Annotated in this window: 18 protein-coding genes; 10 read left to right on the top strand and 8 right to left on the bottom strand. The window is 70.3% G+C overall.

Annotated elements, in window-relative coordinates; translation table 11 throughout:
- Nucleotides 1-12 precede the first annotated feature (12 nt).
- The 4 genes from tolB (at nucleotide 13) to tilS (ending at nucleotide 4,074) form a co-directional block, all read left to right on the top strand.
- Nucleotides 13-1,308 carry a Tol-Pal system beta propeller repeat protein TolB gene (gene tolB, locus ACILRF_RS03485; protein ID WP_395670880.1) on the top strand — a complete coding sequence of 432 codons (1,296 nt, stop codon included), beginning with the start codon at nucleotides 13-15 and terminating at the stop codon, nucleotides 1,306-1,308.
- Nucleotides 1,309-1,372: 64 nt separating this feature from the next.
- Nucleotides 1,373-1,930, top strand: a complete 558-nt coding sequence (gene pal, locus ACILRF_RS03480) for a peptidoglycan-associated lipoprotein Pal (protein WP_395670879.1) — start codon at nucleotides 1,373-1,375, stop codon at nucleotides 1,928-1,930.
- Nucleotides 1,931-1,972: 42 nt separating this feature from the next.
- Nucleotides 1,973-2,815: a tol-pal system protein YbgF gene (gene ybgF, locus ACILRF_RS03475; protein WP_395670878.1), complete on the top strand. Its 843-nt coding sequence runs from the start codon at nucleotides 1,973-1,975 to the stop codon at nucleotides 2,813-2,815.
- A complete protein-coding gene (tilS, locus tag ACILRF_RS03470) occupies nucleotides 2,803-4,074 on the top strand; it encodes a tRNA lysidine(34) synthetase TilS (RefSeq protein WP_395670877.1) in 1,272 nt (423 codons plus the stop codon). The genes ybgF and tilS overlap by 13 nt, the downstream gene beginning before the upstream one ends.
- Here the strand turns inward: tilS and ACILRF_RS03465 are convergent.
- From ACILRF_RS03465 to ACILRF_RS03455, 3 genes are all read right to left on the bottom strand, one after another.
- Nucleotides 4,071-4,910, bottom strand: coding sequence for an alpha/beta fold hydrolase (locus tag ACILRF_RS03465; RefSeq protein ID WP_395670876.1), 840 nt, complete (start codon nucleotides 4,908-4,910; stop codon nucleotides 4,071-4,073). The genes tilS and ACILRF_RS03465 overlap by 4 nt on opposite strands.
- A gap of 9 nt (nucleotides 4,911-4,919) precedes the next feature.
- Nucleotides 4,920-5,798, bottom strand: a complete 879-nt coding sequence (locus tag ACILRF_RS03460; protein ID WP_395670875.1) for a M23 family metallopeptidase — start codon at nucleotides 5,796-5,798, stop codon at nucleotides 4,920-4,922.
- Between the two features lie 125 nt (nucleotides 5,799-5,923).
- Complete coding sequence (locus tag ACILRF_RS03455) at nucleotides 5,924-8,923, bottom strand: autotransporter domain-containing protein (protein ID WP_395670874.1); 3,000 nt, start codon at nucleotides 8,921-8,923, stop codon at nucleotides 5,924-5,926.
- Between the two features lie 188 nt (nucleotides 8,924-9,111).
- On the opposite strand from ACILRF_RS03455, the gene ACILRF_RS03450 reads away from it, so the two are divergent.
- Nucleotides 9,112-9,453 carry a helix-turn-helix domain-containing protein gene (locus tag ACILRF_RS03450; protein ID WP_395670873.1) on the top strand — a complete coding sequence of 114 codons (342 nt, stop codon included), beginning with the start codon at nucleotides 9,112-9,114 and terminating at the stop codon, nucleotides 9,451-9,453.
- 20 nt (nucleotides 9,454-9,473) lie between these two features.
- The gene (locus ACILRF_RS03445) at nucleotides 9,474-10,769 is read left to right on the top strand and encodes a hypothetical protein (RefSeq protein ID WP_395670872.1); all 1,296 of its coding nucleotides are present in this window, start codon (nucleotides 9,474-9,476) and stop codon (nucleotides 10,767-10,769) included.
- A 4-nt stretch (nucleotides 10,770-10,773) separates the two neighbouring features.
- Here the strand turns inward: ACILRF_RS03445 and ACILRF_RS03440 are convergent, their stop codons facing one another.
- The 5 genes from ACILRF_RS03440 to ACILRF_RS03420 form a co-directional block, all read right to left on the bottom strand.
- Nucleotides 10,774-12,189, bottom strand: coding sequence for an NAD(P)(+) transhydrogenase (Re/Si-specific) subunit beta (locus tag ACILRF_RS03440; RefSeq protein ID WP_395670871.1), 1,416 nt, complete (start codon nucleotides 12,187-12,189; stop codon nucleotides 10,774-10,776).
- On the bottom strand, nucleotides 12,186-12,401 hold the full coding sequence (locus ACILRF_RS03435; RefSeq protein WP_395670870.1) for a hypothetical protein: 216 nt from the start codon (nucleotides 12,399-12,401) through the stop codon (nucleotides 12,186-12,188). Before ACILRF_RS03435 ends, ACILRF_RS03440 begins: the two co-directional genes overlap by 4 nt.
- On the bottom strand, nucleotides 12,398-12,721 hold the full coding sequence (locus tag ACILRF_RS03430; RefSeq protein WP_395670869.1) for a proton-translocating transhydrogenase family protein: 324 nt from the start codon (nucleotides 12,719-12,721) through the stop codon (nucleotides 12,398-12,400). Before ACILRF_RS03430 ends, ACILRF_RS03435 begins: the two co-directional genes overlap by 4 nt.
- A gap of 5 nt (nucleotides 12,722-12,726) precedes the next feature.
- On the bottom strand, nucleotides 12,727-13,860 hold the full coding sequence (locus tag ACILRF_RS03425) for a Re/Si-specific NAD(P)(+) transhydrogenase subunit alpha (protein WP_395670868.1): 1,134 nt from the start codon (nucleotides 13,858-13,860) through the stop codon (nucleotides 12,727-12,729).
- 142 nt (nucleotides 13,861-14,002) lie between these two features.
- Complete coding sequence (locus ACILRF_RS03420) at nucleotides 14,003-14,236, bottom strand: aa3-type cytochrome c oxidase subunit IV (RefSeq protein ID WP_395670867.1); 234 nt, start codon at nucleotides 14,234-14,236, stop codon at nucleotides 14,003-14,005.
- Between the two features lie 221 nt (nucleotides 14,237-14,457).
- On the opposite strand from ACILRF_RS03420, the gene rpmI reads away from it, so the two are divergent.
- The 4 genes from rpmI to ytpR form a co-directional block, all read left to right on the top strand.
- Nucleotides 14,458-14,658: a 50S ribosomal protein L35 gene (rpmI, locus tag ACILRF_RS03415; protein WP_395670866.1), complete on the top strand. Its 201-nt coding sequence runs from the start codon at nucleotides 14,458-14,460 to the stop codon at nucleotides 14,656-14,658.
- Between the two features lie 13 nt (nucleotides 14,659-14,671).
- Nucleotides 14,672-15,028: a 50S ribosomal protein L20 gene (gene rplT / locus ACILRF_RS03410; protein WP_395670865.1), complete on the top strand. Its 357-nt coding sequence runs from the start codon at nucleotides 14,672-14,674 to the stop codon at nucleotides 15,026-15,028.
- 473 nt (nucleotides 15,029-15,501) lie between these two features.
- Nucleotides 15,502-16,611, top strand: coding sequence for a phenylalanine--tRNA ligase subunit alpha (pheS, locus tag ACILRF_RS03405; protein WP_395670864.1), 1,110 nt, complete (start codon nucleotides 15,502-15,504; stop codon nucleotides 16,609-16,611).
- A gap of 12 nt (nucleotides 16,612-16,623) precedes the next feature.
- Nucleotides 16,624-17,345, top strand: a 722-nt coding sequence (gene ytpR / locus ACILRF_RS03400; protein WP_395670863.1) for a YtpR family tRNA-binding protein, incomplete at its 3' end; no start/stop codon positions are given.

Below are 17,345 nucleotides of genomic sequence, written 5' to 3'. Positions count from 1 at the left end.
CGGAGCCTTTCCATGCGGCTGAAGCCCCTGATCCTCGCCCTTTCGGTCGCATTCGGCGCCGCGATGGGGGCCGCACCCGTGCGCGCCGAGATCGAGGTCAACGTCAACCGCGCCGACGTCCAGCCGCTGCCGGTGGCGGTGCCGGGCTTCACCGGCGGCCAGGTCGGCGCCGACATCGCCGGAGTCATCAGCGGCAACCTGCAGCGCTCGGGCCTGTTCCGGCCGCTCGACCCGGCGGCGTTCATCGAGCGCGACCTGAACATCGCCGTCCAGCCGCGGTTCGCCGAGTGGAAGCAGATCAACGCCCAGGCCTTGGTCAACGGGCAGGTGACGGTCGAGGGCGGGCGCCTGCGCGTCGATTTCCGGCTGTGGGACGTATTTTCCGAGCAGCAGCTGCTTGGCCTGCAGTTCACCTCCAGCCCGGAGAACTGGCGGCGCGTCGCGCACAAGATCTCCGACGCCGTCTACGAGCGGCTGACCGGCGAGAAAGGCTATTTCGACACCCGCGTGGTGTTCGTCGCCGAGAGCGGCGGCCGCACGTCCCGGACGAAGCGCCTGGCGATCATGGACCAGGACGGGGCCAACCCGTCCTACCTGACCGACGGCTCTTACATCGTCATGACGCCGAGGTTCTCCTCCAACAGCCAGGAGATCACCTACATGGCGCTGCGGCCGGAGGGCTCTTCGATCTATCTGTTCAACCTGGAGACCGGCCGGCGCGAGAGCCTCGGCGACTTCCGGGGCATGGTGTTCGCGCCGCGGTTTTCGGCGGACGGCGGCAAGGTGGCCTTCAGCGTCGAGCGCGGCGGCAATTCCGACATCTTCGTGATGGACCTGCGGAGCCGGCAGTCGGCGCGCCTGACCGCCGACCCCGGGATCGACACCTCGGCGTCGTTCTCGCCGGACGGCTCGCGGATCGTCTTCAACTCCGACCGCTCGGGCTCGCCCCAGCTCTACATCATGGGTTCGGACGGCTCGAACCCACGCCGGCTGACCTTTGGCGGCGGCCGCTACATGACTCCGGTCTGGAGCCCGACGGGCGAGTTCATCGCCTTCACCAAGCAGTCCGGCGGCCAGTTCCACATCGGCGTCATGCGGGCGGACGGGACGGACGAGCGCCTGTTGACCTCCGGCTACCTCGACGAGGGTCCGACCTGGGCGCCCAACGGTCGGGTACTGATGTTCTCGCGCGAGGCCCGCGGAGCGGCGCCGCGCCTGTGGAGCGTCGACGTCACCGGAAGAATTTTACAACCTGTGCCTTACCCGACCTCGGGTTCTGACCCGGCGTGGTCGCCTTTACTGAACTAGGGTTGCGCTTACCGCGTCAGCCGTAGACGATCCAAGAGAGACATCGAGAGGAGACCAGACGACAATGACCCCGAGCCTTTCCGCCAAGAGCGCCGCACGCCTGACCCTCCTGGCCGCGGCCGCGGTCTCCATCGCCGCCTGCTCCTCACGGCCGAAGCCGCAACTGCCGGTCACCCAGCCCCCGCCGCCGGCCGCCCAGCCCGGCCCGACGAACCAGCCGCCGCCGGTGGCCAGCCAGCCGATCGGCGCCGTCCCCGGCTCGCAGCAGGACTTCGTCATCAACGTCGGCGAGCGCGTCTACTTCGACTTCGACAGCTACTCGATCCGCGGCGACGCCCAGCCGGTGCTGGCCGCCCAGGCAGGCTGGCTGCGCCGCTATCCGAACGTCCGCGTCCGCATCGAAGGCAACGCCGACCAGCAGGGCACCCGCGAGTACAACCTCGCCCTTGGCGCCCGTCGGGCCAACGCGGTGCGCGAGTATCTGGTCGCCAACGGCGTGACCGCCGACCGCATCGCCACCGTCTCCTACGGCAAGGAACAACCGATCGACGCCGGTACGGGCGAGGAAGCCGACGCCAAGAACCGCAACGCGCGGACGGCGATCGTCTCCGGCGCCCAGTAAGGCGCCGCAATTCGGCCGCCGGTCCTTAGGAACTTGCGCTCCATGTCGCCCCGCCCGCTTCGCGTTCCCGCCGTTCTCCTGGCCCTGGCGCTGACGGCCGCTCCGGCCCTTGCCCAAACGCCGATGGAGGACCCGCTGGACGCCCGCGACGCGCGGCGCGTGGACCGCATGGAGAAGGTGGTGCGCGAGCTGCGCGACATCGTCTTCAAAGCCCAGAGGACCGGCGCGCCGGTGGTCGTTCAGCCGGCCGACACCGACGCCCGCATGGCCGACCTGTCGCAGCGGATCGCCGACCTCGAGCAATCGCTGACGCGGATCAACGGCTCGCTCGAGACGACGCAGAACGAACTGACCCTCGCCAAGCGCGAGAACGAGGCGTTGAAAAGCCAGGTCGGCGACCTGACCACGCGCCTGACCGCCGCCGAGCAGCGGGTGGCGGAGCCGCCGCCCCCGCCGGAGCCGCCGGCCGAGGCGGCGGCGGGCGATGGGCCCAAACCCCCGGCCAACGAGGCGTTCGCCGCGGCGCGGCAGCTGATGCTGAGCGGCGACTACGACGCGGCCGAGCAGGCTTTCGCCGCCTACGCCCAGGACTACCCTCAGGGCCCGCGCCTGGCGGAAGCGCGCTACTGGCTGGGCAAGACTCAGACCGTCCGCAACGCCCACGCCCAGGCCGCGGCTTCATACATCGGCGCCGTGCGCGGCTGGCCGCAGACCACCTGGGCGCCGGACGCGGTGGTTGAACTGGCCCGAAGCCTGGCGGCGCTGAAGAAGACCGCCGAGGCCTGCCAGGCCCTGGCGGAGCTGCCCAGGCGCTATCCCAAGGCCTCGGCCGCGGTGAACAGCCGCGCGGCCACCACCCGCGCCCAGGCGAAGTGCGCGGCCTAGACGACGCCGGGGCCGGCGATCCACTCGAAGCTACCGTCCGGGCCGCCCTCGACCGCCGCCTGCGCCGGGACATCGAAGCCCCGCTGGCGGTCGCCCTGTCCGGCGGCGGCGACAGCCTCGCCCTGGCGCTGATCCTCGCCGGCTGGGCGCGGGACGCCGGCCGCAGCCTGCTGATCCTGACCGTCGACCATCGCCTGCGCGCCGAGAGCGAGGCATGGGCGCAGGCCTGCGCCGAGACCGCAGGGCGGCTCAGCGCACGATTCCAGGCCCTGACCTGGGACGGCCCGAAGCCGCCGAACGGCATCGCCGCCGCCGCCCGCCAGGCGCGCCACCGCCTGCTGGCCCAGGCGGCCCGGGCGGCCGGCGCGCGGGTGATCCTGATGGGCCACACCGCCAGCGACGTCGCCGAGGCCGAGGCGATGCGCGCGGCCGGATCGACGACGCCGAGCCCCAAGGCGTGGAGCCCCTCCCCGGTCTGGCCGCAAGGGCGCGGCCTGTTCATCCTGAGACCCATGCTGGGACTGACGCGCGAGGCGGTGCGGGCCTGGCTGGCGGCGCGTCGGGAGACCTGGATTGACGATCCCGCCAACGCCGATCCGGAGTCGGCCCGGGTCCAGGCGCGGGCGCAGACCGCGGGCCAGGCGCCATCGGCCGCCTCAGACCCGGCGACCCTGTCGCTCGGCGAGTCCTGCCGGTTCGATCCCGCCGGCGGCGTGTATCTGAGCCGTCAGGCGTTGCGCGACGCGACGCCGGAAGACGGCGCGGCCCTGATCGGCATCGCGACGGTCTGCGCCGGCGGCGGCGATCGTCTGCCCTCGTCCGAGCGCCTGCGGCGACTGCGGGAGATTCTGACCAGCGAGGCGGGAGCTGCGACAAGCCTCGCCGGGGCCCGTATCGAAACCGCCAAGGACGAGGTCAGCTTCCTGCGCGAACCTGGCGAAGCGAAGCGCGGCGGCCTGGCCACGCTCTATCTGACGCCGGGCAAGCCACTGGTCTGGGACGGCCGCTTCGAATTCACCGCCAGCCGGCCTGGCCTTCATGTGGATCGGTTGGAAGGGCTGTCGCGCCGCCTGCCGAAGCCCGAGCAACTGGCCCTGCGTCCCTTCGCACCCAAGGCCCGGTTAGGGCTGCCGGCCCTGGTCGACGGCGAGGCGATCAGTTGCCCCGCCCTGCAGCCGGTGGAAGGCGTGGAGACCCGGCTGCTGGTTGCTGAGCGCCTGTTCGCCGCCTGCGGCCTGGTCGAGCGCGAGCCGGCCTAGAGCGCCAAGACGTGACGCACGCCGCGGACGACGGCGTCCGCGTGGCGAGGACCCAGCAGGTTGGCGTGGGTGGCGCCGGCGACATGTTCGACGCGGCCGCGCGTCGAGGCCGCCGCGGGCTTGGCCTGCAGCGCCTTGAGCCAGGGTCGAACCGTCTCGCCGCCGGCGGTCACCGCCGCCACCGGCAGGCTGCGGGGTAAGGGCCGCGCCGCCTGGCTGGAGGTCGCCGTCCAGGCCGCGACCTCGTCGGCCGCCGCTCTGGCGTGCGGTGCGGAGGCGTGGATGCGGCGCTTCTCCACCGCCGCCTCGCCGCTGAGGCCGATGAGATTGCCGGTGATGCGGGCGACGGGCCGCATCAGGCCGCAGGTCGCCGCCACCGCGGCCACGCGCAGCAGTCGTCCGAAGCCGGCGATGGCGCTGCGGCCGGCCGGCAGGTCGAGCACGTCGGGAGTCATCGCGTCGACCAGGACGAGGCCGGCGACGCGCTCCGGCTGGTTCAAGGCGAACAGCCGGACCATCAGCCCGCCCATGGAATGGCCGACCAGGATCAGAGGGCCGGTCTCGCCGAGGCGGTCGAGCAGGGCGACGGCGTCGGCGACCACCGCCTCGCCGTCGCGCGGCGCGGGTCCCGGGTCCGACAGGCCAAGGCCCGCCCGGTCGTAGGCCAGGCTCCGCAGGCCGAGTTCGGCGAGCTTGTCCTGCACCACCGCCCAGTCGGCGGCGCAGCCGAAGGCGCCGTGCTCCAGGAAGATCAACGGATGCGGGGAGAACGACGGTCCTGCGCGCACTACCCGCAAGGCCCGTTCGCCGATGTCGAGACGTCGCCCGCGGGCCAAGACGAACCGTCAGTCCGCCGAGGTGGCGGAGATGGCTTCCACGGGAGCCGCGGCCTCGGGCGGCGCGGGGTCGGCGGCCGGAGCCGTGCCGGCCGGCGGCCTGGCGAGGCGCAGGGTGGCGCGGGGGCGGCCTTCCACGACACGCACCTGAGCCGAGGCGTCGGAGGCGAGATCCTCGGCCGCGACGGCCTCGAGCCTGGCCTTCATCAGAGCCTTCTTGCTCTCGGGGATCCGCGAGACGTAGGCGATCCGAACGTGGCGCGGGAAACGCCGGGCGGCGCGCAGCGGCAGGTCGTCGGCGACCGTGAACGCCTGGCCGAGGAACAGGCTCGGGTTCAGCGGCCGGTCCCGCGCGTCGCGGATCTCGAAGTGCAGATGGGCGCCGGTCGAGGTTCCCGAGGAGCCGATCTGGCCTATCGTCGCGCCGGCCCGCACCGGCACGCCCGGCACCATTCGCGGGTCGAGCTGACCGAGATGGGCGTAAAGGGTGCGCAGCCCTTCGACGTGGGCGATTTCGACGAAGCGTCCGTAGGTCGAGCTCTCGCCGGCGGCGGTCACCGCCCCGTCGGCTGCGGCCAGCACCGGCGCGCCGAACTCGGCGGCGATGTCGACACCCTCGTGCAAACGGCCGTTCTCTTCCCAGGGCAGCTGGCGCAGGCCGAAGGGCGATACGACCTCTTCCCCCGACACCGGCTGGACGAAGGCGATCAGATGGCTGGGCGGGGCCGGCGCCGCGGCGACGACCGGCGCGCGCGGCGCAGGGACCGGGCGCTTGGGCAGGGACGCGTGGGCGATCGTGATCACGCCCAGCGCCGCACCCGCCCCGAGAGCCACATCGATCATCCAGTGGCGCGCACGCGCCTCGAGCGCCGAAGCCGCTTCGCTCAAGCTGGAAGTCTCCCTCGCCAGACAGATCCCACGCGCCTTCCGGCGTTAGGGTTCTGTTAACTGGCGGGCCTTCTAGGCGAAAACGGGGCGCGGGGTCACCAACAAATGTCGGCCGCCCGACACGCCTAGAAGAGGAAGCGGACGAGGGCGCGGATGTCGTACTCCTTGTAGCCGTCGTCGAAAGCGCCGCCGGCGTCGAGGGCGTAGAGCACCTGCTTGGCTCCGCCGCGCACGCCGACCCGGCCGATGACGCCGCCCTTGTAGATGTCCTCCGCCGTCAGCGTGAACGCCGAGCCGGTACCGAAGCGGGCGGTGGTGTCGCCCGGCGCGCCCGAGATCTTAGCGCGGTAACCGACCTTGACCTCCGGCGACCACCAGACCTCTTCGCCGAAGCGCGCGCCCAGGGCCAGAAGGGCCTGACCAGTCAGGAGGTCGCTCTTGCGTTTGTCGACGGTCAGGTCGAAGCCGGCGCCGCCCCCGGTCTCGGCGTAGTCACCTTCGCTGAGGCGCAGGTAATCGAGGGATAGTTCCGGCCGGGCGTAGGCGAAGCCGAGTCGCGCCTCATAGGAGGCGCCCGCGTGTCCTTCGATCAGCCAGCCATTCCAGTCGGCGTCGGCTCGGCGGTTGAGGTTCGTCCCGACGAGGCGCCGTTCGCTGTCGAACTTGGCGTAGCCGCCGCCGCCGCGGACGTTGGCCTGGAAGCCGCCGGCCTCCACGCGCCAGTAGACGCCGCCCTCGAAGAAGGTCATCGCGACACGTTCGCCGGCGGAGGCGGACTGGTCCTTGTAATCGGCGGTGACGAAGCCGCCGTTGACGCCGAGCGCCTGGTTGGCGCCGGTCAGCTCGAAGCCGGCCGCGACGCCAAAGCCGCTGGACTTGAAGCCCTGAGCATTGTCCGCGTCCCGGTCGATACGGAACAGGATCTCCTGCGCCCAGACCCCGCTTGCGCCTTCGCCGGACGCCCGGCCGCCGACCGCGCCGGAGATTGCGGTGGAGATCGCGTGGGCGGACATCAGCGCGCCGCCCGAATGGTCGGGCAGCATCTGGTCGTAGAGCGCCTGGAAGCCGTCGGCGGTCTTCTGGCCGAGGAAGGCGGTCTCGATGCCCGCGTCCTTGTCCAGCGCATCGAAGACGGCCGAGTACGCCTGGGCGCCGGAGCGGTTGAGGCCGAGCTCGGTCGCCGTCTTCGGCTTGAGCTCCACGACCAGGGCGTTGGCCGCGGCGTCGGTGCGCACGGTGGCCGAATAGAGGTAGGGCGCGTTCTGAAGGCTGGCTCCCGCCCCGCCCGAGGCCAGCTGGCCGGCGCGCAGGATTTCGAAGGAGCGCGTGCCGCGCAGCAGGCTGACGAGGTTGAGATCGATCTGCGACCCGGCCGCGACGCTTGCCGTCCCGGAGACGTCGAAGCGCGTATTGGTGTTCGCCTCGGGGTCGATGCTGACCGCCAGCACGCTCTTGGCGCCGAGCGTGAGCGCGCTCATGCGGACGACTTCCGGATTGGTCACGGCCAGGCGACCCTCCCCGACCGTCACGGTAAGCAGGCCATCGGTATCGGTCAGGCGACCCGTCACCGTCCCGCCGCCGTCGATGGCCAGAACATCGGCGCCGGCGCCGAACGCCACTGCGCCGGTCACCGTGCCGCCCGAGACCTCGAGACGGTCGAGGCCGGAGCCGAACAGGATGTCGCCGGTAATCGACGGGGTGCTGGTGCTGGTCGCCTTCGTCTGGCGCACCGCGGCGCCGACGTTGTTGGCCCGCAGGTCGAGGGCGACCGCCTGCCCGACGTTGGTCGAGCCGGACTTCGGCGTCGTGACGGCGCGGATGGTGCCCGTGTTCTCGATGAGGCTGAGCGTGCCCGACAGGTCGACGACAGCGCGGGCGTCCTGCGAGCCGTTGTTGAGGGTCGCGTCGATGGTGCCGGAGTTGAGCAGCGCCGGGACGCTGGAGCCGGCGTTCACCAGGATCGCCGTCGCCGCCCCGCCCTGCGTCGTCGTATCGGCGCCGTAGGCCGTGGCGACCACCCGCCCGCCCTGGACATGGATGCCGCCCTGCACCGTCGTCGCGCCGCCGCCGGCCTGGCCGATGCGGATGGCGTTGGCGGCGACGCCGTCGTTGATCCCGGCGCCGATCACGTCGCCCTTGACCACCAGGCCATAGGCGTTCGTCCCGGTCCCAACGACGCCGATGGTCGTCGCCCGATCGGTCGCCCCGATGTCGAGCGCCGGGGCCGCGCCGATGGCGGTGATCGCGGCGTTGCCTTCCGAGGCGTCGGGGATGCCGTCGTCGTCCTCGTCGGTGTCGGTCGTGCTGTTGTCGGCCGGGCGGACATCGAGCAGCACGCCCGCGCCGACGTTGCCGGCGATACGCACGGCGGAACCGCCCTGCTTGAGGTCGTCGGCGTCGAGCTTGCCCCGCGCCTCATCGGCCAGGCGGTCGTCGTAGCGATAGCCGGTGGCCGTCACACCACCCTGCAGGCGCACGCCGCCGCCGACGTCGCCGAGGCTGACGCCGGTCGAGCCTTCGCCGCGGACCTGGACACTGCCGTTGACGCGGACGTCGCCGCTGACGTCCACGGCCGATATGCCGACGCCGCGGTCGCCGGTGACGCTGATGCTGTTGCCGTTGATCACCGACCCGATCAGCCGGGAGTCCAGCCGGATGCCGCCGGAGTCGTTGCCCTCGATGCTGATCACGCCGTCGTTGCGGACGTCGCCGGTGAAGGCCGCAGGTCCGGTCAGGCGGACGCCGTAGCGGTTCGTCCCCTGCGCGAACGGGCCGTCGAGGTCGGTGTCGTTGTCGGGATTGTTGTTGGTGAAGTCTTCGAGCAGGCTGATGGTGCCGGTGTTGGTCACGCTGCCAGTGAAGCCGCCCTGGACCAGCACACCCGTCGAGTTGTTCTGGCCGTCGAAGGCGATCGTCCCGAGGTTCTTGACCACGTTGGACGAGTTGATCGTCACCGCCGCGCCGGGCGCCGCCGGCCGGATCGCGCCGTTCGCCTCGATGGTGATGTCGTCCCGCTGGCCGCCCGCCACCGTGGCGGTGGCCACTGGCGCGGTGGTGGCCGTGGTGATCTTGGTCTCGGCCGCCGCGACGGAGGCGTAGACGAGCGGCAGCACAGCCGCGGACACGAACAGACGCTTCATAACCTGGAGATCCCCTTGGACGCCCCTCGCCCAATGCCCGCACTGTTAAGGCGCGGCGGCCCCACGTGACAAGCGGCTGGGCATGGCGTATGGACTTGTTTCGTAAAAACTGTATCGAGCTTCCCTGGCGCCTTCAAGCGGCATCGCGGAAGCACGCTGTCGCAGGAGCGAGTATGCCGAGACCCGCCGCCGATCCGGTGAAGGCCGCCCAGACCAAGGCCTTGCGCCAGCAGGCCGGCCGCTGGCTGAAGGGTGCGCGCGAGTCGGCGGGCCTGACCCAGGCCGAACTCGCCGAACAGATCGGGCTGCGCTATTATACCTTTGTCAGCCAGGTCGAGAGCGGTCTGGGCCGTCTGCCGATCGAGACGCAGCGGGCCTGGGCCGAAGCGCTGGGGATGGAGCCGGGGGCGTTCGCCCGCACGCTCCTGAGATATTACGAGCCCGAGCTGCACCGGTTGCTGTTCGAAGAGGCTGGGGTGCAGGAAGGGGCCGGCTTGCAGGCGGCCCGGGCCTAAGGGGGAAGAACCGCGTCGTCATGGGAGACGTCCTGCCCTTCATCGCGAAGGTTCGGGCCAGCGGCGACTGGACCGCGACCGAGCGTGCGCAACTGGAGGCGCTGGGCCAGCGGTTCGCCGAGACCGATCCCGGCGTCGAGGTGGTGTTCGGCGCCACCGAGGACGGCGACCCCTGGTGCGTCGTCAAGGACCAGAACGAAGAGATCATCGTCCACGTCGCCCGCATCGGCGGCCGGTTCGTGGTGCACTACGCGGTCGACGATGCCCTCGCCGAAGGCGCCGACCTTCACGCGGCGCTGAGCGAGCGGCTACTGCAGGAAGCCGCCGAGGCCGACGACGTGGTAGTGCCGTTCAGCCTGGCCGGCCGTCAGGCGCAGACCTTCATTGCGCTGATCGTGGCCGCCGCCTTCTTCCACGAGACGAGCGCCGCCCTCACCCCCGAGACATCGGACGAGACCGTCGCAAACCCGGAGGCGCCGCCGGCCGACGCCCCGCCACCGTCCAGCGACGACCTCGGCTCGATCCAGGAGCGCGAACTGGCGGTGCATGGCCGCGCCGCGGGCGAGCCGACCGCCGAGGTCCGGGCCGCCGCCTGGACGCCGGAAGCCGCCGCCGCGGTCGCCTCGGCCTCGCTCAGCCCGGCGGTCGCCACTGTCGCGGCGCAAGTCGACCTGCCGGCGTTCACGGTCACGCCCCCCGCCACACCGATCGAGACCGCCGTAAGCGAGCCGCGCGGCCTGCTGCTGGCCGGCGGCGACGGCGATGACCGGCTGCAGGGCGGCGACGGCGCCGACACCCTGGTGGGCGGCGCGGGCGACGACACCCTGTCCGGCGGCGGCGTCGCGGGCGGCGGCGGGCGCGACCTGCTGGTCGGCGGCGAGGGCGACGACCGGATCGACGTGGACGCGGCGACGATCGCCGAGGGCGGCGAGGGCGCCGACACCTTCGTCATCGCCACACCGACCGTGATGGGGGTGGCCGACACCTTCCTGGGCGTGATTGTCGACCTGCGTTTCGCCGAGGGCGACCAGCTGCAGACGACGGACGGACGCACCGTGGCGCCGGTCCCGCCCAAGCCGACCGACCCGTTCGGGGTGGAACAGGTTCCGACTACCCCGCCGCCGACGGTTCCGCCGACCTTGCGGCCGGACGACCGGATCGAAGTCGACATCGACGGCGACGGCCGGAACGACGGTTACCTGCTCACCGGCCCGAACGCCGGCCGCGCGCCGGCCGAGCCGGCGGTCGAGATCGCCGCAGAGAACGTGATCCTGACGACGGGCGGCGGCGCGTCCGACGCCTGGGAGATCCTCTAAGGGCTCAGAGCCCCTTAAGGATGCCCTCGACCATCTTCTTGGCGTCGGCGAACAGCATCATGGTGTTGTCGCGGAAGAACAGCTCGTTCTCGACCCCGGCGTAGCCCGAGGCCATGCCGCGCTTCACGAACAGCACGGTGCGGGCTTTCTCGACGTCGAGGATGGGCATGCCGAAGATGGCGGACGTCGGGTCGGTCTTGGCCGCCGGATTGGTCACGTCGTTGGCCCCGATCACGAAGGCGACGTCCGCCGTCGAGAACTCGGAGTTGATGTCCTCGAGCTCGAAGACCTCGTCGTAGGGGACGTTGGCTTCGGCCAGCAGCACGTTCATGTGGCCCGGCATGCGGCCGGCGACGGGGTGGATGGCGTACTTCACCTCGACCCCTTCCTCCTTCAGCTTGTCGGCCATCTCGCGCAGGGCGTGCTGCGCCTGGCTGACCGCCATGCCGTAGCCGGGGACGATGATCACCTTCGAGGCGTTCTTCATGATGAAGGCCGCGTCGTCGGCCGAGCCCTGCTTGACCGGCCGCGTCTCGGCCGCACGCTCGCCGCCGGCCGCCGCGTCGTCGGCGCCGAAACCGCCGAGGACGACCGAGACGAAGCTGCGGTTCATCCCCTTGCACATGATGTAGCTGAGGATCGCGCCGGACGAGCCCACCAGGGCCCCGGTAATGATCAGGGTGGTGTTTTCGAGCGTGAAGCCCAGCGCCGCCGCCGCCCAGCCGGAATAGCTGTTCAGCATCGACACGACGACGGGCATGTCGGCGCCGCCGATCGGGATGATCAGGGTGACGCCGATCAGCAGGCTGAGCGCGAAGATCGCCCAGAACGCCCACAGCGCCTGGCCGCCGCTCATCGCCAGCACCACCACCAGCACGACGATCGCGGCGCCAATGACCAGGTTCAGCAGGTGCCGGGCCGGGAGCAGGATCGGCGCGCCGCTCATGTTGCCGTTGAGCTTCGCGAAGGCGATCACCGAGCCGGTGAAGGTGACCGCGCCGATGGCCAGGCCCAGCGACAGCTCGATCAGCGAGTTCAGGTGGATGCCGTTCGGACCGGCGATGCCGTAGGCCTCGGGCGTGTGGATCGCGGCCACCGCCACCAGGCAGGCGGCCATGCCGACCAGGCTGTGGAAGGCGGCGACGAGCTGGGGCATCGAGGTCATGGCGACCTTGCGGGCGATGACCGCGCCGATGCCGCCGCCGACGGCGACGCCGCCGACGATCAGGGCCAGGGTCAGGGCGTCGAGCGCGCCGGTGGACCACAGCGTGGCCAGCACAGTGGCGACGGCGATGGCCATGCCGATCATGCCGAAGCGGTTGCCCTGGCGGCTGGTCTCGGGGCTCGAGAGCCCGCGCAGCGCCAGGATGAAGAGGACGCCGGAGACGAGATAGAGGATGGCGGCGATGTTGGCGTTCATTGGTCAGCGCCCCCCCGGCGCGCGAACAGGCAGCGGCCGGCGAGGATCAGGCCGAACGCGATGACCGCGCCGCCCGCCACCAGCAGGACAGTTCCCCAGAGACCGAAGGCGAGACCCGGGACGCGTTGGCTGACGCCGATCAGCGCGCCACCGGCGGCGACGACGAGTGCAGCGCGGGAAAGCTCGGCTTCCCGCCGGTAGCCGGCCGTCACTTCGACCGGTCCTTCTTCTTGTACATCGCCAGCATCCGCTGGGTGACCAGGAAGCCGCCGAAGATGTTGACCGCTGCGAAGGCGGCGGCGACCGCGCCGGCGCCTTTCGAGATCAGCACGTTGCGGGTCAGTTCCCCGTCGGCGCCGTTAGCCGCGGCGGCGAGCAGGGCGCCGACGATGATCACCGAGGAGATCGCGTTGGTGACCGCCATCAGCGGCGTGTGCAAGGCCGGCGTCACGCTCCAGACCACATAGTAGCCGACGAAGATCGCGAGGACGAAGATGGCGAGGCGGAAGATGGTGGGGTCGACAGCTTCCATGGTCTTCAGCCTTGCAGTTGCGGATGGACGGTCCCGCCGTCGCGGGTCACCAGGGCCGCCTTGAGGATCTCATCCTCGTAGTCGGGCGCGAGCTTGCCTTCCTTGTCGAGCAGGAGGCCGGCAAAGGCGAGGAGGTTGCGGGCATAGAGCGCGGAGGCGTCGGCGGCGATCCGGCCCGGCAGATTGGGCCGCCCAAGGATCTTCACGCCATTCGCGGTTTCGGCGACCTCGCCGAGCTTGGCCCCCTCGACGTTGCCGCCCTGCTCGACCGCCAGGTCGACGATCACCGAGCCCGGCTTCATCGAGGCGACCTGAGCCGCCGTGACCAGCCGGGGCGCCGGCCGGCCGGGGATCAGGGCGGTGGTGATGACGATGTCCTGCTTGGCGATGTGGCTCGAGACCAGTTCGGCCTGCTTGGCCTGGTACTCGGCGCTCATTTCCTTGGCGTAGCCGCCGGCGGTCTGGGCGTTCTTGAACTCTTCGTCCTCGACGGCGAGGAACTTGGCGCCCAGGCTCTCAACCTGCTCCTTGGTGGCCGGCCGCACGTCGGTGGCGGTGACGACCGCGCCCAGCCGGCGGGCGGTGGCGATGGCCTGCAGGCCGGCGACGCCGACCCCCATGACGAACACCTTGGCGGCGGCGACCGTGCCGGCCGCGGTCATCATCATCGGCATCGCCTTGCCGTAGGCCTCGGCGCCCTCGATGACCGCCCGGTATCCGGCGAGGTTGGCCTGCGACGACAGGGCGTCCATCACCTGGGCGCGGGTGATCCGCGGCACGAACTCCATGGCGAAAGCGGTGGCCTTGGCCTTGTTCAACGCCGCCAGGGTCGCCTTGTCCTGGTGAGGGTTCAACAGCGCGACGACCAGGGTCCCAGGCTTCAGCGCCGCCGATTCCTCAGGCGACGGTCCACGGACCTTGAACAGGATGTCGGCCTTGGCGACGGCGTCCTTGGCGCTCTTGGCGATAGTCGCCCCGGCGGCCTGATAGTCGGCGTCGGGATAGGTGGCTGCGGTTCCGGCGCCGCTTTCGACCACCACCGAGAATCCGGCGGCGGAGAGTTTCCTGACGGTCTCTGGGACGGCGGCGACGCGGGTCTCTCCGGGCGCATGCTCCCGGCAAACGGCGATGACGGCCATCCATGTCCCCCAAATGGCGTTCGGCGAACCATAGGCGGCGGAATCTTGGTCTGTCCAGCAGACGCCCGCGCGTGCTTGGCCGCTCTTGGTTGATCTGGAAAAGGCCGCTGTCGCGGCCCCGTGCGCGTGTTGCGCGCCGGCGCTAGTGGGCCGACTTCTTCTTCAGGGCGAGGACGCCGACGACCAGCAGCACGAAGGCCGCGGCGCTGGAGCCGAGGAAGCCGGTCTCGGTGCAGAAGAACAGCGTCAGCCAGAGCACCAGGACGGCGGTGGCCAGCGAGCCCCACTTGGTGATGCCCATCACCAGGCCATAGGTCGAGACCTGCTCGGCGATGTCCATCTCTCCGCGGTGGTAGTCGTTCGTGGCGTCGGCCATCTGCGGCGGTCTCTCTGTAAAATAAGCGCGTGGCGATTACGTCGCGGGTGCTACACGAGACCGCGCGCCGGCTCAAGCGGCGGTGACACTCGCGGCGCGACTTGCCTCGCTGGGCCCTTTCGCGTATTAGCCCGCCCCTTCGAACCGCCTGGCCAAAAGGCATGCCATGGCGGTTCTTAAACACGACCAGAAGGACGGGGCTTCACGGCTCCGACGTGAAAATGCCGAAGCTGAAGACCAAGTCCGGTGTGAAGAAGCGCTTCAAGCTGACTTCCTCCGGCAAGCTGAAGGCCGGGGTCGCTGGCAAGCGCCACCGCCTGATCAGCCACAACGCCAAGTACATCCGTCAGAACCGCGGGACCAAGGTGATGAGCGAGGCCGACGCCAAGATCATCAAGCTGTTCCTGCCCTACGGCCTCTAAGGAGATCTGACAGATGGCTCGCGTGAAACGGGGCGTTGTCGCCCACGCCAAGCACAAGAAGGTCCTGGAGCAAGCCAAGGGCTTCTACGGGCGCCGCAAGAACACCATCCGCGCCGCCAAGGCGGCCGTGGACCGTGCCGGCCAGTACGCCTATCGCGACCGCAAGGTCCGCAAGCGGAACTTCCGCTCGCTGTGGATCCAGCGGATCAACGCCGCGGCGCGCCTGGAAGGCTTCACCTATTCCCAGTTTATCTTCGGCCTGGACAAGGCCGGGATCGAAATCGACCGCAAGGTCCTCGCGGACATCGCGGGCAACGATCCGACCGGGTTCAAGGCCATCGCCGACAAGGTTCGCGCCGCGCTGGCTTAAGGCTCCTGGTCGTTTCGATCAAAGCTTATGAAAAGCCCTCCGGCGGAACCGCCGGAGGGCTTTTTGCTGCGCGCTCGGCGCCGCCCCCCATAATCGATAGCTTGGCCTCAATCAGGCTGGGCGATGTGGTCGCGATCAAGCTGCTGTTCGCCGACCCGGCGCGCGACAGGGACGGTCGGATCGACGTGACCTATGACCTGCGCGTCATTGCTCCGGATGGGGCCTGGAGGCCGCAAGGGCGGTCATTCCGGCAAGCGGCGGGGGTGTCTTCAATAACCGCGCGCAGGTCGTTGCGATGAGATTTGAGGCCAAGGATCCTGCCGGTCGGTACACGGCCCACGCGATCCTGCACGACAATGTCGCCGGTCGGCACATCCCGCTTTCGGCGAGTATCGAACTCGAGAAGTAGTCGTTCACAGCCGCGACCCATGAGGGTTCCGGATCGCATAAAAACCGCCTAGACGACACGCGTCATGACCGACCTTCCCAAACTCGAAGCCGACCTCGTCGCCGCCGTCGCCGGCGCGGCCGACCTCGCCGACCTGGAGGCCGTCCGCGTCGCCGCGCTCGGCAAGTCCGGCTCCGTCTCCGAACTGCTCAAGACGATGGGCGGGCTCAGCCCCGACGAGCGGCGCGAGCGCGGCCCGTTGATCAACGGCCTGCGCGACCGCGTCACCACGGCGCTCGCCGCCCGCAAGGCCGAGCTGGAAGCCGCCGCCCTCGACGCCAAGCTCGCGGCCGAGCGGGTCGATCTCAGCCTGCCCGCCCCGCCCGAGCGCCGCGGGCGGGTGCACCCGACCATGCAGACGCTCGACGAGATGATCGCCATCTTCGCGGACATGGGTTTCGGCCTGGCGGAAGGTCCGGACATCGAGGACGACTTCCACAACTTCACGGCCCTGAACTTCCCCCCCAAACATCCGGCGCGGGAGATGCACGACACCTTCTGGCTGCCGGAGAACGAGGCGGGGGAGCGCAAGCTGCTGCGCACCCATACCAGCCCGGTGCAGATCCGCGTCATGCAGCAGGCCAACGGCAAGCTGCCGGGCTGGATCGCCACGGGCCAGGCGCCGCCGATCCGCGTGATCGTTCCGGGCCGCGTCTACCGGTCCGACAGCGACGCCACCCACACGCCGATGTTCCACCAGCTGGAGGGCCTGGTCATCGACCGGGCCATCCACATGGGCCACCTGAAATGGACCCTCGACGCCTTCACCCGGCGGTTCTTCGAGTCCGACGCGGTGGTCACGCGCTTCCGCCCCCACCACTTCCCGTTCACCGAGCCGTCGGCCGAGATGGACGTGCAATGCGACCGCTCGGGCGGGTCGGTGAAGATCGGCGAGGGCTCCGACTGGCTGGAGATCCTCGGCGGCGGCATGGTTCACCCCAAGGTGCTGGCCAACTGCGGCCTAGATCCGGACGAGTGGCAGGGCTTCGCGTTCGGTCTCGGCGTCGATCGCCTGGGGATGCTGAAATACGGCATGCCGGACCTGCGTGACATGTTCGCCGCCGACACCCGCTGGCTGGAGCACTGGGGCTTCTCGGCCTTCCAGGCGCCCAACCCGGCCACCGGCCTGTCGTAAGGAGAGGAAGCGATGAAGTTCACCCTCTCCTGGCTCAAGGAGCACCTCGAGACGACCGCCACCGTGCAGGAAGTGGTCGACGCCATGACCATGGCCGGGCTGGAGGTCGAGGGCGTCGATGACCCCGCGTCCAAGCTCGCCAAGTTCTCGGTCGCCAAGATCGTCGAGGCGGTCCAGCACCCCAACGCCGACAAGCTGCGGGTCTGCCAGGTCGACACCAAGGACGGCCGCCTGGAGATCGTCTGCGGCGCGCCGAACGCGCGGCCTGGACTGACGACCATCTATGCGCCGATCGGCGCCTATGTGCCGGGCAGCGGCATCACCTTGGAGCCGCGACCCGTGCGCGGCGTCGTCTCCAACGGCATGCTCTGCTCGGCGAAAGAACTCGAGGTCGCCGAGGAGTCGGAAGGCATCGTCGAGCTTCCTGACGACCTCGCCGTGGGCACGCTTGCCGCCGACGCCTTTGGACTGGAGGCTGTCATCGACTTCGAGGTGACGCCGAACCGGTCCGACTGGCTGGGCGTGCGGGGCATCGCCCGGGACCTGGCCGCCGCCGGCCTCGGCACGCTGAAGGCCGAGACGGCGCCGTCGGTGAAGGGCAGCTTCCCATGTCCGGTCGAGATCCGCGTCGACGGCGAAGCCTGCGCGACCTTCGCCGGCCGGCTTATCCGCGGCGTGAAGAACGGCCCCTCGCCGGCCTGGCTGCAGCAGCGGCTGACCAGCATCGGGCTGCG

The sequence above is a fragment of the Phenylobacterium sp. genome, assembly GCF_044236515.1.
Lineage (GTDB): Bacteria > Pseudomonadota > Alphaproteobacteria > Caulobacterales > Caulobacteraceae > Phenylobacterium.
This window is presented reverse-complemented; position numbering and strand designations above follow the sequence as displayed.

Excerpts from the sequence above, each read along its gene's own strand:
- ACILRF_RS03420 (WP_395670867.1), bottom strand. The coding sequence starts at position 14,236 with ATGGCCGACGCCACGAACGACTACCACCGCGGAGAGATGGACATCGCC.
- pheS (WP_395670864.1), top strand. The coding sequence starts at position 15,502 with ATGACCGACCTTCCCAAACTCGAAGCCGACCTCGTCGCCGCCGTCGCC.
- ybgF (WP_395670878.1), top strand. The coding sequence starts at position 1,973 with ATGTCGCCCCGCCCGCTTCGCGTTCCCGCCGTTCTCCTGGCCCTGGCG.
- ACILRF_RS03430 (WP_395670869.1), bottom strand. The coding sequence starts at position 12,721 with ATGGAAGCTGTCGACCCCACCATCTTCCGCCTCGCCATCTTCGTCCTC.
- tolB (WP_395670880.1), top strand. The coding sequence starts at position 13 with ATGCGGCTGAAGCCCCTGATCCTCGCCCTTTCGGTCGCATTCGGCGCC.
- rpmI (WP_395670866.1), top strand. The coding sequence starts at position 14,458 with ATGCCGAAGCTGAAGACCAAGTCCGGTGTGAAGAAGCGCTTCAAGCTG.
- ACILRF_RS03425 (WP_395670868.1), bottom strand. The coding sequence starts at position 13,860 with ATGGCCGTCATCGCCGTTTGCCGGGAGCATGCGCCCGGAGAGACCCGC.
- pal (WP_395670879.1), top strand. The coding sequence starts at position 1,373 with ATGACCCCGAGCCTTTCCGCCAAGAGCGCCGCACGCCTGACCCTCCTG.
- ACILRF_RS03450 (WP_395670873.1), top strand. The coding sequence starts at position 9,112 with ATGCCGAGACCCGCCGCCGATCCGGTGAAGGCCGCCCAGACCAAGGCC.
- ACILRF_RS03445 (WP_395670872.1), top strand. The coding sequence starts at position 9,474 with ATGGGAGACGTCCTGCCCTTCATCGCGAAGGTTCGGGCCAGCGGCGAC.
- ACILRF_RS03440 (WP_395670871.1), bottom strand. The coding sequence starts at position 12,189 with ATGAACGCCAACATCGCCGCCATCCTCTATCTCGTCTCCGGCGTCCTC.
- rplT (WP_395670865.1), top strand. The coding sequence starts at position 14,672 with ATGGCTCGCGTGAAACGGGGCGTTGTCGCCCACGCCAAGCACAAGAAG.